This window comes from Nostoc sp., assembly GCF_036917375.1.
GTDB lineage: Bacteria > Cyanobacteriota > Cyanobacteriia > Cyanobacteriales > Nostocaceae > Nostoc.
On sequence record NZ_JBALDN010000094.1, the window covers coordinates 173,233 to 189,523 of the forward strand.

Sequence of the window (16,291 nt, forward strand, 5' to 3'; positions counted from 1 at the left end):
AGTAGAGAAAGATCAAAATTTCGATGAGCAACAGCTGACAATACTTTGCTATAGGCGCTAAAGTGCATCTACTACAAACTTAACGACAAGAGAGCGCCTAGAAGAGTCAGTAATACAAGAGTGGGACTCTCGCATGAATATAAATCCAGTGGAATCAACTATGGAGTTGACAAAATTATCACCACCTCAAATTCTTTTTGGCACAGAAGTAGATGAAAAAAGTAGTAGCGAGCAGTTTCTACTCAGCATGTATGATTCTGTACAGGCATCAATATTTGTAGTTGATGTTTTGGAGGATGGAGATTTTCAATATGTAGCCCTTAATCCTACTCATGAGCGGTGGATAGGGATTCGCTCAGACGATCTCCGGGGCAAAAAGCCAGAGGATATCCTCTCTGCTATTGATGCTGCAAAGGTGCGTCAACATTATGTGGACTGCGTGCAATTTGGCACAACTATTTCTTACGAACAATGTTTGCAATTTCAAGGAGTTCCCACTTGGTGGAGTACGACTCTCACCCCACTAAAAGATGCTAACTCCAAGGTTTATCGATTGATTGGTACTAGTAGCAATATTACCCCTGTGAAGCAAGCAGAACAAGCAGTTGGACTCCAGGTTGAACGAGAGCAACTGCTAGAAGCGATCGCTGGACGGATTCACCAATCTGTAGAATTAGAGACAATTCTGCATCAAACTACAATTGAACTGCGGCAAGTTTTGAATTGCGATCGCGTGTTGATTTATCGTTTCGAGGCTGATGGCAGTGGAGTAATCATTGCCGAATCAACTGTAGTTACAAGCGATTCACTATTGGGCAAAAACATCACCGATCCCTGCTTGGGTGGCAAACATCCAGAACACCACGGACAAGGTTGCATTCAAGTTATCGAAGATATTTATGCAGCAGGCTTGCATCCTGGCCATATAGATTTCCTGACATCTTTGCAGATAAGAGCCAATGTCGTCGTGCCGATTTTCCAAGAGCAAGATATGTGGGGGCTATTGATTGCCCAGCATTGCCGTGAATCGCGGCAATGGCAGCAAACGGAAACTGACTTACTCAAGCAGTTGGCAACTCAAATCGGCATTGCAGTCCAACAGGCAGAACTGCATCAGCAACTCCAGAATCTCACAGCCAAGATGGAGTTACAGAAGCAGAAGCACATTAGTCAGTTGCAGCAGGTGCGAAACTTTGAAGCCTTGGTGCGACGGATGACAGAACAAATCCGCGACAGTCTGGATCAAACTCAGGTATTGCAGACACTTACCCAGGAATTAGCAAAGTTACTAAACCTTGAGCGTTGCCAAATTGAACTCTACAGTACCTGTCAAACTCTAGTTACTATTATTTACGAATACAGTATTAATTTACCTCAGTGTCAAGGATTAACCAAACAGATTGCAGACCATCTTGAAGTTTATCAGCCGCTGTTGCAAAAACAACCATTGCAATTTTTGGAAATTTTACCAGGATGGGAACCAAAGTTGCGAGTTATGTCCCAGATGGCTTGTCCAATTTTTGATACTCAAGGGATTTTGGGAAATATTTGGTTGACAAGGCCATCGCAAGAGGCTTTTGACGAATTTGAAATTGAGCTAATGCAACAGGTAGCAAATGAATGTGCGATCGCTATTCGTCAAGCCCAGCTTTACAAACAAAACCAGGCACAGGTAAAAGAACTAGAAAAAAGCGATCGGCTCAAAAACCAATTTCTCAGAACCCTATCCCAAGAACTGCGGACACCAATAACAAGCATTAGCCTTGCAGTCCAAACTCTAGAAAGTGTCCTCACACCAGCAGAAATATCAGAGATAGAAATAGTGCCGCAACTCTTGCAGATTCTGCATAACGAGTGTGGGCGAGAAAGCAAGTTAATTAACGACCTACTCACACTCACATATCTCGAAGCCGAACCCGATCCCCCAACCTTGATTGCCATTGACTTTCAAAGCTGGCTTCACCCCATTATCGAGTCTTTTCGAGACCTCACCAACTGCCAGCGACAACAGTTAAACCTGACTGTCGATCGGGCGCTGCCCCCTTTGGAGACAGATATCACTGATTTGGAGCGGATTGTCACCGAACTGCTCAACCATGCCTGCAAATACACCCCAGCCGGGGAAGCGATCGCAGTCTCTGCTCAGTTGATCGGGGATGCAGTCGAGCTTAATATTACCAATTCGGGAATAGAGCTTACCAGCAATGAACTCTCGCGGATTTTTGAACCTTTCTATCACCTTTCCAAACACGATCCTTGGAAACATAGCGGTACGGGGCTTGAATTGGCATTAGTGCAAAAAATGGTCAGACATTTAGGCGGCTCAATTTATGTAGAGAGTGCAGCAGGTCAAACCACCTTCACCGTCAAATTCCCCTTTTAATTCCTTTTTTGGGCATAGCACTAGCTAAATTGTCAGAAGTTATGCTAGTATTGTTATTCGTGTGGGTGACTAGCTCAACGGTAGAGCAGTAGACTCTTAATCTATTGGTTGCGGGTTCAAATCCCTCGTCACCCACTCTCTTCAGCCTTCCAAAATTTACCCTTGACTAATTCTTGACTAAATCGAGCGAAGGCTCTCCTCCCAAAGCCTTGTTTGTCAAGGATAAACAGTAATAAAGCTTTGACCAATTTCAAGAAAAACGCTTACTGCCCAGTGGACTTTCTCTCGTGTCCACTGGGCAGTTAAAATGTGACTTGAAGTTTTACTCTCGAACCTTAGTGACGCCCCACGTGCCGAGTCGAACGGCGCACCACATTCCCTGTTTGGGCGAGGACAGCTACCGGCTGATATCCTCCCACTGGATGTAGGGCAATCAAAAATCATTATAAAATTCTTAAAATGGATGGCTGTTATCATTCCTTTCTCTATTTCAGAAAGTGTCATCCGAATGAAATTTTTTGTATTTAAAATTAATAAAAGTTGAACGCAAAAAATCTTTAATGGCAAGGTTTTTAGCGATTGATCTGATTTCTTAGCGTATAAAACTCCCAATTTGGCACAGTCTAGCCTATAATAAATGTCTTATTAAAAAAAATTGTATTATGAATAATAATATTAAGGTTAAAGTCCCGGATAATTTCAATCAAAACTATTTACATCCTTTCTTTGAATCTCTGTATAACGTACAAGATGAAGAAGAAGTTATTATTGACTTTTCTCAACTATCTTATTCATTTCCAATAGGTATGTTAGTCTTTGGAAGTTATTTAAGGCGGTGGGCAAGAAATAGAAAAAAAATGGATTTCGTACATCAGCAGAAGGAATCGACACCTCAAAAAGCGTACATAACTATCTTATGCACCTTGGGTTTTTCCAATTTATAAACATTAATCTAGGTAAAGCTATCGGTGAAGCTAGTGGTTCAAATACGTATATCCCGATACGGCAGATTACACGTACCGAATTAGAAAATTATGCTATAAAAAATAATGAACAATTGGTGGATGCCATCGAGTTTCAGTCTCGAAGTCTAGCTTTTATTTTAGCTGGTTCTAATCAGAACAGCCAAGATATTACTACATATAGCTATGCAATAAGAGAAATACTTAGAAACGTATTTGAGCATTCTGGAATTGATAAATGTTTTTTGTGTGGGCAGCGTTGGCATGACGGAAGTTCAGAAATTGCTATTGTTGATGAGGGTGTTGGGATATATGAAACAATTAAACAAGCATTTAGTGTAAGTAATGCTGAAGAAGCAATTCAACTTGCTATCCAACCAGGAATTACAAGAGCTATTTCACTATCCGAACAAGAAAATATTTATAATAATTCAGGGTATGGATTATATGTTCTTTCTGAGCTTGGAAACAGCTTTGGGTGGTTTTGTATTGGAAGCGATTCTGCAAAACTTACATATAAATCAAAAAATAAATCTATAGAATCTTTCAACTTTAAAGGCACATTTATTGGTGTTCATCTTGATAGGACACCTTTTAATTTTAAAGGTGTTTTAGACGATATTATTTTTGAAGGTGAACAGGAAGCTTTGTCTAAAGGTAGGTTAAGTCTTGCTTCTTCAATTTCAAAATCACTGAGTTATAATCAAACTGAGCAGCAGTTATAGATACAGCAGTTTTCATTTGCATGAAGTACAAAGTTACGGGTTTTGAGGCAGCAGGCAGAAGGTAGAAACTCTTTATATCTGATGAATCATTCCTGCATTTTGTACCTCACTTACTTGCAATCTGCTGTATTAATAAAAAGTTAATAAAATGACTGGTTTTTAAAAAAACTCTACTATCGGCTGAATACCCCTACATTATTCAAAAGTCCAAAGCAGAGATCGCGTTTTGCCTCTGCTTCTCAGTTACACCCAGATATCGCTCTAAAGCTGCCAAAGTCCGATGTCCCGATATCTCCTGAATGTGGATATGTAAGAGTCCATGCCTACCGTTAACGAGGGATTAAAGGAATTGGGGCTAAAGTGACAAAATGGAGATTATGTTTAGTCGTTATTGCAAGCTGGAAGGACAAAGCCCAGTTATCGCTGAATCTTTTATAGATTGATGCTTATGGATGGTATCAGCCGACACTAGGGTTATGGTCAACGAGATTAATGATGTCAACATTTCAACTGTTTTTCTTAGGTCGACTTAACGAGCTTTACTTCTGACTCAATACGGTTTAGTTAAGGTTTTTTGATGAAAATTCTAGATCGCAAAGATGCAATAAATCGCCGTCAAGACGAAAGACTAATTATTATAGAAACGGCGATTCATCGCGTCTATTGCCTTAACCGAACAGTATTGACTCCCAACTAATCTCAAAGTACACGCAGTAAGCTGGGAATGCTTTCGATCGCTTCTAAATTCTGAATTTCTGCCAAAGCTTGCCGAAAGTTGCCTTCTAGCACATCATGAGTGACAACCACAATCTCTGCTAGTTCCCCTTGAAAGCCAGTTTGGACAACTGACTCTAAGCTAACGCCATAGTTGCCAAAGCAAGTACCCAATTTACCGATAACTCCAGGTTGGTCATTAGTAAGAAAACGGGTGTAAAATCGAGTTATCAATTCTGCCATCGGCGCAATTTGGCAGTATTCCTGATGCCCACAAGCCAATAATGGATTTGTAACTGCTGTATTAGTTTTGAGGACAGCAACTAAATTCAAAATATCTGACGTGACAGCACTGGCGGTTGCACCAGCACCAGCACCGGGGCCAAAAAACATTACTTGCCCTATAGGTTCTCCTTCGACAAGAATGGCATTGTAAACGCCGTTGATGCTAGCCAAAGGGTGGGCTTGAGGCACTAAAGTAGGATGAACTCTGACAGAGAGGGGAGATGAAGGAGTATCACGTTTAGCGATCGCTAATAATTTAATCACAAATCCCAATTTTTCGGCGTAGGCAATATCTGTTTTGCTTACTTGCCGAATCCCCTCAGTATAAACATCTTGTAAGTTGATGCGTCCGCCAAAGCCTAATGATGCGAGGATGGCAATTTTATCGGCTGCGTCTAAACCATCTACATCAGCTGTCGGGTCAGCCTCAGCATAACCCAAACGTTGGGCATCAGCTAAGACATCATTGAAGTTACTGCCTTCTGTTTGCATCCGCGTCAGGATGTAGTTTGTTGTACCGTTAACAATACCCGTTACAGTATGAATTCGGTTAACACTTAAAGATTGCTTTAGGGGTTGAATCACTGGAATACCACCACCCACGGCGGCTTCTAGCATGACGTATACACCTGCTTGATTGGCAGTTGTGAAAATTTCTGCTCCGAAGCGGGCGATCGCTGCTTTATTGGCTGTGACTACATGCTTACCATTACTTAAAGCTTTGAGAATTAGCGATCGCGCCGGCTCCAATCCACCCATCACCTCGACAACTATATCTACCGCCGGATCGTTGACAATAGATTCTAAATCTGTAGTTAAAACTCCTGTAGACAATTCTACTGTACGGGGTTTCTCTAGCGATCGGACTCCCACCCGATAAATTTCTATCTCTTGCAACAATGGGTGACGCCCAGCGCTATCTTGCAACAACTGCACTGTTCCCGTTCCCACGGTGCCTAATCCCAGTATTCCTAGTTTCACACCCACAATTTTTGCACCTAATTCATTTTTAAGTGCTGAGTGCTGAGTGCTGAGTGCTGAGTAGTTATCAGTACTTAGTACTTGACCACACAGAACTGAGAACTCTTTCCTCAGCTATTTACAATATTCATAACAAAACAATTGTAGGGTGAGCATTGCCCACCCTACTAATTCATAACTTAGAACTCAAAACTCAGCACTTAGTAAGTTTCTACTTCATAATTTAGAACTCAAAACTCAGCACTCAGCACTCAGCACTTAATAAGTTTCTACGTGCCAGCGATGAGCTTTCTTAAGTTGCTTCTGGTAATCACTCCAGGTTACGCCTTCCTTAGCAGCAGCAGTAGTTAAGGCTGCATCAATACCTTCTTCCATACCTCGCAAACCGCAGATGTATGTGTGGGTTTTTTCATTTTTAATCAACTGCCACAATTCATCAGCATGTTCTGCTACGCGGTCTTGGATGTACATTCTACCGCCTTGAGGATTTTTTTGTTCCCGGCTAATGGCAGCAGTCAGGCGGAAGTTATCAGGATATTGTTGTTCAATTTCTTCCAGTTCTTCCTTATATAAAAGGTTTGGAGTTGTCGGCACACCAAATATTAGCCAAGAAAATCCTTTAAATTGGTATTCTGGATTAGCTGCTCTTTCCGCATCTTTGAACTGACGCCACAGATAAGCCCGCATCGGCGCAATACCTGTTCCAGTTGCCAACATGATCACATTAGCTTCAGGGTCATCGGGTAACAACATTTCCTTACCCACAGGCCCTGTAATTTTTACCTCTTCCCCTGGCTTGAGGAAACATAGGTGTGTAGAGCAAACACCGTAGACTGTTTCGCCAGTTTCTGGGTGCTTATATTCTAATTGGCGGACGCACAGTGATACTGTCTTATCATCCACATCATCGCCATGACGAGTTGAGGCGATGGAATAGAGTCTAAGTTTTTCTGGCTTACCGTTCTTGTCTAATCCTGGTGGAATAATCCCAATACTTTGACCTTCTATATACTTCAAATCCCCGGCGGAAATGTCAAATTTAAGGTGTTGAACAATACCAATACCACCTTCTTTGACTAGCGGTTCATTAGATATTACCTTGCCAATAAACGGAGCATTGGGACGGTAAGTGTTAACAGGAACGTCACCGTGGTCTTTTTTGGCTTTCGCTTGAGTCATGGTGTTGCCTTTCTTGTCCTTGTTCTTGAGCTGTTCTTCAGCTGATGATTTAGCGAAGCCTTTGGCTTCACTACCAGCATTTACAGGTGTGGCTTTACCATTTCCTTCACTGTCAGCAGTTTCCCCAGATGTCGCTAACTCGCTGACAACGCTTGTAGCATTCCCATGTGAGGCTTTACCATTAACTGGCTCTAGAGCAGTTACGGGTTGGATGCTAACAATTGTGCCGCCTAGACGAGTGATACGTCGCATTTCTTGATTCATGCGGTTGTAAGGCACTCTGATGAACACACTGCCACTTTTCCGAATTGGGTAGTTAGTTTGATCGGTTTCTTCACTCTGACGCAAACCCACTACTTCATAAAGGAAGATGCGGCTACCTAATTCTGTGTTGGCAGCACCCTCAACAGCACCTTGATTGTACATTCGTTCTACCACTCCGATAATTTACTTAACCGTTTTTCAAAAAAAACTATTCCCATCCCATGCCAGCTTTAGTTTACCGGATTTTCGTTTCACAAAACTGGCCCTGGAGGAAAAACGGCATCATTAAATTAATGCCTTGCTAAGTACACTCACCAAAGACATGCAGGCATAGCAAAAAACACACCTGTTCACCTTCTAAAGTAAAGGATAAGTCTTGTGGAGAATGTTAATAATGAATCAATTTAATCTTTTTTTCGTTAACTACCACCCCCATTAGGGAGATAGCTTTTTACCTTAGTACCCAATGAGCAACTCACAATAGTAGATATTCTTGGAGGGCTACCTCGATCGGTGGAAGCTACCGCTCAGTTTACCTCCAAAAGCTTCCCTTGTGCTTGCTTACTCCAGGGGTTTAAATCGGAGAATGCCAAAAAAAGAAGGTTTTCTTCCGATTGGTTTTACTTGTCCAAATCTACTACTCTTCTGGAATGTTGTTAGCTATCTTCATTACCTATCTATGGACAATTACATAACTAGGACAACTCCAGCCACAAAGATCGCAAGATAGACAATCATAATTTAAGCAACTGTAATTAGTTTCACTTGATGTGAAAAATCTGTCAACCTTCTGTCAGTACTTTGCCATAACGTCAACGCTTCTATATGATCATATTCATAAATTTACAGCCAATAATTTGAGTCATGCAACTTATTTCCTCATTCGTTGGATAGATTTTTGCTTTGAATATATTTAAGTATTGTCGAGCAGGAATTATAATTTGGAAATATTAGAAAATTTGCGGCAATTTTGCGGCAATAATAAATTATACCTTATAGTCATGATTCTATAGAGTCACAAGTAGCAGACTGATAAAGGTGCAACGCTGATGAGCAGTACTGATCCCCATTTTTAAATTAACAACTAAATTAACAAAAAAATGATTGAGGAACCACGCTAATTCTTCTTGACAGCAATCTTGTATGGGATACCCCCTTCTGTTAAAATCAAATATATCACTAGGATTAAATACTTACCGGCACCAACATTCAGGCTAGTCCGACGAGTAGCAACTTAATTACTTTGTTGTCTACCCGCTTGGTGTCTTATAGATGTGCTAGGTAGCAAGAACGCAGGATAAACCAAAGGGGTAAACTCCTGGCTTCAGAATCTGCTGTGTGAAAAATTATTGACACAACTTTAGTATTTTAGAGGAGATTTATGACAAGTAAGCCGGAACGCGTGGTACTGATTGGAGTAGCCGGAGACTCTGGTTGCGGTAAATCTACGTTTTTGCGTCGTTTGATAGATTTGTTTGGTGAAGATTTAATGACAGTCATCTGCTTGGATGACTATCACTCCTTGGATCGCAAACAGCGCAAAGAAACGGGGATAACGGCACTAGACCCCAGGGCGAACAATTTTGACCTGATGTATGAGCAAATTAAAGCGCTCAAAAGTGGTCAAGCGATTGATAAGCCGATTTACAACCACGAAACCGGCTTGATCGATCCGCCAGAGCGGATAGAGCCGAATCATATTATAGTTGTTGAAGGGCTGCATCCTTTATATGATGAGCGGGTGCGATCGCTAATCGACTTCAGTGTTTATTTTGACATTAGCGATGAGGTCAAAATTGCTTGGAAAATCCAGCGAGATATGGCTGAACGCGGTCATCGCTACGAAGATGTGTTAGCGCAAATCAATTCCCGCAAACCTGACTTTGATAAATTTATCGAACCACAAAGAGAATTTGCCGATGTGGTTCTCCAGGTATTGCCCACAAACTTGATCAAAAATGACACCGAACGTAGAGTCTTACGGGTACGTATGCTACAGCGAGAAGGTAAGGAAGGCTTCGATCCAACCTACTTATTTGATGAAGGGTCAACAATCAATTGGACTCCCTGTGGACGCAAGCTGACCTGTTCTTATCCTGGTATGCAACTGTACTACGGTTCCGATGTGTACTACGGTCGCTATGTCTCAGTACTAGAGGTGGATGGTCAATTTGACAACTTGGAAGAAGTCATTTATATCGAAACCCATCTCAGCAATACATCCACAAAATATCAAGGTGAATTGACTCACTTGTTACTCCAGCACCGCGAGTATCCAGGTTCCAATAATGGAACTGGTTTCTTCCAAGTGCTTACAGGTTTGAAGATGCGTGCTGCTTATGAGCGGTTGACAGCTACGGAAGCAAAGTTAGCGATTCAGGTTTAAAGCAGCAGTGTTTGTGTCAAAGCTTGTGGGGGCGCTTCCGGGTACCCCCTTTTTTTTGTGTTATTAAATACATTTAAACTACAAAATAATTAGCATACATTTATCTTACTTACGGATATTTACCTTATAGTTAGTGGTTTTTATCAATATCAAGAAGATACTAACGACTGAAGTATAAATATTGTTATGATTTCAGAAATTAGTAGTTAAACTAAATACTCACATTTGGTTAACGAAAAAACTCTCGATGGAGGAATTTCCTTTGTCTCGTCGATATCTATTTACCTCTGAGTCAGTCACCGAAGGTCATCCAGATAAAATCTGCGATCAGATTTCTGATACTATTCTGGATGCCCTATTGACACAAGATCCGAGCAGTCGTGTCGCCGCTGAAGTCGTAGTTAATACTGGTTTGGTGCTAATCACTGGTGAAATAACCACCAAAGCTAATGTAAATTTCGTCAATCTCGCCCGGAAAAAAATTGCCGAAATTGGTTATACCAACGCTGATAATGGCTTTTCTGCTAACAGCACTAGCGTTCTGTTAGCTTTAGACGAACAATCACCCGATATCGCCCAAGGCGTTAACACCGCCCAAGAAACCCGCGAACAAGATAGTGATGAACAATTCGATAAAATTGGCGCGGGCGATCAAGGTATAATGTTTGGCTTTGCCAGCAACGAAACACCCGAACTGATGCCTTTACCCATCAGTCTCGCCCACCGCATTGCTCGCCGATTGGCAGCAGTCCGTAAAACAGGTGAATTGTCATACCTGCGTCCTGACGGTAAAACCCAAGTAACTGTAGTCTACGAAGATGGACGCCCCGTAGGTATTGATACGATTCTAATTTCCACTCAGCATACAGCTAGTATTGGGGAAATTACGGATGAGGCGGCAGTACAAGCCAAAATTAAACAAGACCTCTGGTCAGCAGTGGTTGAACCTGTTTTTGGCGACATTGACGTTAAACCTAATCAGGAAACACGTTTTTTAGTCAACCCCACTGGCAAATTTGTCGTTGGTGGTCCTCAAGGAGACTCTGGTCTGACAGGACGGAAAATAATCGTTGATACCTACGGTGGCTATTCACGGCATGGTGGCGGCGCTTTCTCTGGCAAAGACCCCACGAAAGTAGACCGTTCTGCTGCTTATGCGGCTCGCTACGTCGCAAAAAATATTGTCGCTGCCGGGTTGGCAGAAAAAGTTGAAATCCAACTATCTTATGCTATCGGTGTAGCACGACCAACAAGTATCTTAGTGGATACCTTTGGTACTGGCAAAGTGGATGAAGAAACCTTACTGGAATTAATCAACAAGCACTTTGAACTACGTCCAGCAGGAATTATCCATACCTTCAACTTACGCAACTTACCAAGTGAACGAGGCGGACGTTTTTATCAGGACGTCGCGGCTTACGGTCATTTTGGGCGGGCTGATTTAGACTTGCCTTGGGAACAGACCGATAAAGCCGAATTGTTGAAGCAAGCAGCGAATGAGTCACTTTCGGCAGTAGTTGCTCAGGCACTGACTTAGACCTATACGCTACTGTAAAAACTTAGTTTATCTACATGAGGGTATTGGCAACTTGACAAGTTACAATACCCTTATTTTTTAGTAACCTCCTGAATATCGAAAAAGAAAACAGGAGTCAGAATTCAGAATACTCTAACCATGTTCGTTCAGCGTAGGGTTGACAAATGACAAATGACTAATAGACTTCTTGGCATTTGTCGGGAAAAGGGGAAAGTGGGGTCCCAAGAAGGGGATAAGGGGCAAGGGGAAGGGGAAAAGGTTCTGTATTGTCCCTTTCCCCTTTGACCTTTACCCTTTCCCCCAAGAGTGCAAAAAGCACTTTTGCCAAGAGGGCTAATGACTAAATCCAAAAATAAGTCAGGATGAGAGTCAGGACAGTCAATGGTAAACCAAAACGTAAATGCTCCCAGAATGATAACTGATAACCAAGTTTTGCGACAGCCTCAGCAACAATTAAATTAGCAACTGAACCTAACAAAGTGAGATTACCTGCTAAGGTAGATCCTGCTGCTAATAGTAACCAGGTTTTCGTGTCTGGATGGGGAATTAAATGTTGTAGTAATAATACTGCTGGAACATTAGAAACTAAATTTGAAAGCAGAGCAGTAATTCCTAATATGCTCAGTGGATTATAAACTAAACCGCTAAATAAATTCAATATTCCTAATTTTTCTACTCCAGCAGTCACAACAAATAGTCCAGAAAACATCACTAATAAATCCCAATCTACTTTATTTAAAACTCGTTGCGGTTTGATTCGTCTAGTAATGAACAGTAAACTGGCAGCTATGAGTGTTGCTTGGGCTGGGGGTATGCCAATTAAGAATGCAATTAATAGTCCTCCTGTTATCAATAGACTTTTAGTAAGTAACGGTTTAAATATGCGGTAACGCACGGAGGTTACACTCGGACAAGACTTAGTAGAACGGACATCAGGATAAAGCCACCACAATAACCCAATTTGGATTAACAAACTTACTAATGCGATGGGAGTCAATGCTTTCGCAAAATCAAGATAGCTGATACCAGAGAAGGAACCAATCAAAATATTTTGCGGATTACCACTTAAGGTAGCTACTGAACCCAAATTAGTTGCTCCCGCCAAGGCAAGTAAGTAAGGAATAGGATTGAGGTTCAGAGTTTGGGTTAAACCAAGAACCAAAGGAGTCAAAATTAGAGCAATGGTATCGTTTAGAAAAAAAGCCGAGAGAATTCCACTGCCAAAAGTTAAAACAATCAGCAAACCCAAAGGGCTGCGGGTAAAGTGTGTAACGGTATCAAGGGTTAATTGAAAAAAACCAGCGTAAGCTAAGTTTGTGCTGATTACCATCATGCCAAACAAGAAAATCAGCGTTTTATAGTCTATCGCTTGCCATGCTTCTTTAAGGTCTAATACCCCGAATGCCATCAGCAAAGATGCACCAACTAAAGCAATACTGGCTCGGTTCATCCGCAAACCAGGGAGATATCCTAAACCCAAACCGATATAAGTCAGCCCAATGATGATGTATCTGAAAACAATCATGATTTCGCTAGATGCTTTTGATGTGATGCCTTTCTATTAACTCCTGTTTTTGTTTCAGGTACACAGAACCAAAAAACTGCCAAAGCGACAACTGCGATCGCTGCTAAAATCAAAAAACCAACATTGTAACCAGCACTTTTAACCACAAATCCAGCCAGCACGTTGCTCAAACCCGCACCAATGCCAATGGCAGTGTTGAGAATCCCTTGGGTAACATTAAAGCGTCCAGTGCCTTTAGTGAAATCAGCTACCATCAATACTGAAAGCACACCAAAAATCCCGGCTCCAATACCATCCAGAATTTGCACAGAAACGAGAAAATAAGGATTGTCTGAAAGCGTATACAGCACTCCTCGAATCGGTAAGACGGCAAAGCCAAGCAAAAATATAGGTTTTCGGGCTGTATGTGCGAAACGCCCAGCCAAGTTGGATACTGGAATCATCACTAACTGAGCGACAATAATACAAGCAGACATATAAACTGTGTCACTTGTCCCTTTACCCTGTGCCAATTCTTGACCAACTAGCGGTAACATAGCAGCATTGGCAAAGTGAAACAGAACCACTGCAACAGTAAAAAATAAGATTTGGCGATCGCTTAATAATTCCAATATGCCTTCGTAGCGGTGTTGATGCTTTTCTTTGTCTTCCTCCTCGCTTTCTTCTCCATCTCCACGCGCTAGTTCGTGGTCAATTTCTCTTTCACGAATCATCCTCACTGAAATAATACTGCCTACAGCCATAGCTGCAACCAGGAAAAATATTGCCTTACGTGCAATAAAGTAACCTGCTAAACCGGCGAGAGTGGCGGCTAGCAAATTGCCTGCATGGTTGAATGTTTCATTACGACCTACGCGCCTATCTAATCTCTCATGTCCTACGAGTCCCAGAGTAATAGCAGTAATAGCAGGTGGAAAAATTGCTGCTGCAATCCCAATCATAATCTGAGAGCCGATGACAACAGGCAAGGTGGGGAATAAGCCCATAGCTATACAGCCGATAGAAACAAACACAGCAGCCAGTACAATCAACATCCGTTTCTGATTTAGCCTGTCAACCAATGCACCAGCTGGTGTTTGGGCAATAACTGTGGCAATTGTCGAAACTGACATTGCCATTCCAATCTGAACAGGGTTCCAATTTGCTGAAGCTTTCAGGTAAATGCTCAGATATGGCCCAACACCATCGCGCACATCCGCGAGAAACACATTCAAGTAATCAAGCGATCGCAAACTCTTGTTACTCGGTCTTCGCTGTAGTTGCATAAGTCTTTAGTGATATTCTGTGAGCAATGGAGAGGTCAAAATAGTTTTATACAAAAATCGTGCCAAATCAATAGGCATCTAGGAAGAAAACCTTCTTTGTGCATCTAATGGAAAATAACAAGCAAAGATTTTCAGATTTTGATTGCCCTTTTTTGTGTCGATATTATCAGTGCGATCGCAAAAAGAAACCCCCTCTGCTTTTGCCATAGTAAAGTGATTACAATGCAGAGGGGTCTCATTTATTTTAATATTTTTTGTAGAGGCAGGTTTTAAGGACAATTCTGGCAAACACTAGTCTATTTGATTTAAAACCCGCCAAAACCTATGTTGTATTGATTTGGACTTGTCTACTCAGATGGGCCTATTTCCAATCGGGAATTTCAGCGTCTTCTCCACCAATCCCGATTCCAGTGTTAAATACTTCCGCATCAGTGAGATTGAGATCGTTCATTGATGCTTGATACACATTAGAATCGTGAATTGTAGCGCGAGTAAAGTTTACTCCGTTAAGATTGACTTGCTTCAAATTCACATTGCTTACATAAGCGGATGTTAAGTTAGCACCTGCCAAGTTTGCACCAGTTAAATCAGCACCTTCGAGGTTAGCTCCTACAAGGTTGGCTCCTTGGAGCTTCGAGCCTCTCAAGTCAGCACCAATTAAATGAGCGCCACTAAGGTTAGCTCCTGATAGATCGCACTTAACACATGCCCCAGTTGAAAGCAGCTTTTGTAAATCCTGTGGATTCTCGGCTCTAACCGAGCTAGCGAGAAATAGGGGTGTTGCTAAGGCCATGGCCGCTAATAGCTGGAGTTTCATAATTTTCCCCCTTAATAATCGAGTTGCGTCCGTTCTGTCCCTCACAACTCTATTATCTCACTAAACTTCGTGAGGTCAATCTCTCTTGTGACAATCTATCTCCTGACAGCTTAGTTACGATCTAAAACCCAGATAAAACTGATGTCAAAAATGCCATTAATTTCGATTTTTTAGCAACTTTTACCCAATAATTCCTCAAAAATCCCCATTCTTAAATCACTATTAAATCTTTTCAAAAGTAAAATCTAGCGCTACTCGCCATAGCTAATTTGATAAGTATTTATACTTTATCAATTGATGGTTCAGCTTAAGTCCTCAGAAATTCTTGCATATACTGATTAACCAATTCCGGCTGTTCTTGCTGCACCCAATGACCACAATTTGGGATGTACTTGATTTGAAAATCTCTGACATAAGCTGCGGTGTCGTAGGTTAGTTCTTTGCCAAGTGCAGTGTCATTTTCTCCCCAAATCATCAGTGTTGGTACTTCCAGAACGCCCCAATTTGGATTTAGCATTCTCTGCTGAAAAATATTGCGGTAATAGTTCAACATTGCTGTCAAGGCACCGCGTTTTGCCGCAGCATTTTTATATGCGTCAATATCGGCTTGTGTGAAAGCACTCTTGTTAACTGCTGTACCTTTAAAAGCTGTTTCAATAGCTTGGTAGTCGGAAGATTGTAAAAGTAATTCTGGTATCCACGGTAGTTGAAAGAGGAATATATAGTTGCTACGTAGCAACTGTTGGGGAGTGCGTAACCCTTGAGCAAATTTGGCAGGATGAGGCAGGTTAAGAATAATTAATTGTTCTAACATTTCGGGGTGAGTGTATGCAAAATTCCAAGCGATCGCACCTCCCCAATCATGTCCAACTAATACACATTTTTGGTATCCTAATCCTTTAATTACTCCCTCAATATCTTTGATAAATTCATCCATGACATAAGCTGATTGCTCATTTGGTTTGTCACTATCGTTGTAACCACGCAAGTCAAGGGCGACGACTTTAAAATTTTGGGCAAATTCTGGTATTTGATGCCGCCAAGAGTACCAAAACTCAGGAAAGCCATGCAACATCAACATTAAAGGGCCTTCGCCTTGAGTTACGTAGTGTAGCTTTACCCCATTGGTAGCTATATATTCGTGTTTCCAAGAAGTTTCTATTAAAGACATAATTAATCTAGATTCAGCATTAAATAACACTAAATAATAATACTGTACTTAATAAATTTAATATTATTTCGAGCAGCCTTACATCTATTAAAAGACA

10 protein-coding genes and 1 tRNA gene are annotated in these 16,291 nt (G+C 41.5%); 5 read left to right on the plus strand and 6 right to left on the minus strand.

From position 1 onward, the window contains the following. The first annotated feature begins 133 nt into the window (after positions 1 to 133). From V7K45_RS25275 to V7K45_RS25285, 3 genes are all read left to right on the plus strand, one after another. Positions 134 to 2,383: a PAS domain-containing sensor histidine kinase gene (locus V7K45_RS25275; RefSeq protein WP_335007687.1), complete on the plus strand. Its 2,250-nt coding sequence runs from the start codon at positions 134 to 136 to the stop codon at positions 2,381 to 2,383. Positions 2,384 to 2,446: 63 nt separating this feature from the next. Continuing rightward, a tRNA-Lys gene (locus V7K45_RS25280) sits at positions 2,447 to 2,518 on the plus strand. Positions 2,519 to 3,299: 781 nt separating this feature from the next. Next, positions 3,300 to 4,070, plus strand: a complete 771-nt coding sequence (locus V7K45_RS25285; RefSeq protein ID WP_335007688.1) for a hypothetical protein — start codon at positions 3,300 to 3,302, stop codon at positions 4,068 to 4,070. A 699-nt stretch (positions 4,071 to 4,769) separates the two neighbouring features. Here V7K45_RS25285 and V7K45_RS25290 read toward each other — a convergent pair. Both V7K45_RS25290 and petH read right to left on the minus strand, forming a co-directional pair. After that, positions 4,770 to 6,056: a homoserine dehydrogenase gene (locus V7K45_RS25290; protein ID WP_335007689.1), complete on the minus strand. Its 1,287-nt coding sequence runs from the start codon at positions 6,054 to 6,056 to the stop codon at positions 4,770 to 4,772. A 252-nt stretch (positions 6,057 to 6,308) separates the two neighbouring features. Beyond that, the gene (petH, locus tag V7K45_RS25295; protein ID WP_335007751.1) at positions 6,309 to 7,655 is read right to left on the minus strand and encodes a ferredoxin--NADP reductase; all 1,347 of its coding nucleotides are present in this window, start codon (positions 7,653 to 7,655) and stop codon (positions 6,309 to 6,311) included. Positions 7,656 to 8,874: 1,219 nt separating this feature from the next. On the opposite strand from petH, the gene V7K45_RS25300 reads away from it, so the two are divergent. After that, positions 8,875 to 9,879: a phosphoribulokinase gene (locus V7K45_RS25300; protein ID WP_194044767.1), complete on the plus strand. Its 1,005-nt coding sequence runs from the start codon at positions 8,875 to 8,877 to the stop codon at positions 9,877 to 9,879. 262 nt (positions 9,880 to 10,141) lie between these two features. Then, the gene (gene metK, locus V7K45_RS25305) at positions 10,142 to 11,416 is read left to right on the plus strand and encodes a methionine adenosyltransferase (protein WP_334931188.1); all 1,275 of its coding nucleotides are present in this window, start codon (positions 10,142 to 10,144) and stop codon (positions 11,414 to 11,416) included. A gap of 340 nt (positions 11,417 to 11,756) precedes the next feature. Here the strand turns inward: metK and V7K45_RS25310 are convergent, their stop codons facing one another. From V7K45_RS25310 to V7K45_RS25325, 4 genes are all read right to left on the minus strand, one after another. Continuing rightward, a complete protein-coding gene (locus V7K45_RS25310; RefSeq protein ID WP_335007690.1) occupies positions 11,757 to 12,941 on the minus strand; it encodes an anion transporter in 1,185 nt (394 codons plus the stop codon). Next, positions 12,938 to 14,206 (minus strand): MFS transporter, encoded by a 1,269-nt coding sequence (locus V7K45_RS25315; RefSeq protein WP_335007691.1) that lies wholly within the window; start codon positions 14,204 to 14,206, stop codon positions 12,938 to 12,940. Before V7K45_RS25315 ends, V7K45_RS25310 begins: the two co-directional genes overlap by 4 nt. Before the next feature lie 361 nt (positions 14,207 to 14,567). After that, a complete protein-coding gene (locus V7K45_RS25320) occupies positions 14,568 to 15,023 on the minus strand; it encodes a pentapeptide repeat-containing protein (protein WP_335007692.1) in 456 nt (151 codons plus the stop codon). Positions 15,024 to 15,330: 307 nt separating this feature from the next. After that, the gene (locus V7K45_RS25325; RefSeq protein ID WP_335007693.1) at positions 15,331 to 16,194 is read right to left on the minus strand and encodes an alpha/beta fold hydrolase; all 864 of its coding nucleotides are present in this window, start codon (positions 16,192 to 16,194) and stop codon (positions 15,331 to 15,333) included. Between the last annotated feature and the right edge of the window lie 97 nt (positions 16,195 to 16,291).